1 tRNA gene and 1 rRNA gene are annotated in these 480 nt (G+C 47.7%); both read right to left on the bottom strand.

From position 1 onward, the window contains the following. Nucleotide 1: 1 nt before the first annotated feature. Nucleotides 2-75 (bottom strand) — tRNA-Ile (locus WS34_RS15155). A gap of 161 nt (nt 76-236) precedes the next feature. Continuing rightward, nucleotides 237-480 (bottom strand): 16S ribosomal RNA (locus tag WS34_RS15150); the annotation flags it as partial.

The raw sequence follows: 480 nt of genomic DNA, 5'->3' as shown, positions 1-480 counted from the left end.
GTAGTCCCAGGCAGAGTTGAACTGCCGACCTCTACATTATCAGTGTAGCGCTCTAACCAACTGAGCTATAGGACTAGTTCAACCTTGTCTACCTGATGTTAGACTCGGCTTCTTTCTTTTCTCTTGTTTATCTCTATCTATACTTCTATAGATGGTTGATCTATATGTTATAAATAAACAAGTACCAGTAGTACAATAATAGAACCTATGAAATCGTTGTTACGACATCGCTCCAGAAAGGAGGTGTTCCAGCCGCACCTTCCGGTACGGCTACCTTGTTACGACTTAGCCCCAATTACCAGTTTTACCCTAGGACGCTCCTTGCGGTTACGTACTTCAGGTACCCCCGGCTTTCATGGCTTGACGGGCGGTGTGTACAAGGCCCGGGAACGTATTCACCGCGCCATGGCTGATGCGCGATTACTAGCGAATCCAGCTTCACGAAGTCGGGTTGCAGACTTCGATCCGAACTGAGAGAGG

Source organism: Odoribacter sp. N15.MGS-14 (genome assembly GCF_000980245.1).
GTDB lineage: Bacteria > Bacteroidota > Bacteroidia > Bacteroidales > Marinifilaceae > Odoribacter > Odoribacter splanchnicus.
The sequence above is the reverse complement of the archived record's forward strand: the minus strand, read 5'-3'. Positions and strand labels throughout refer to the sequence as shown.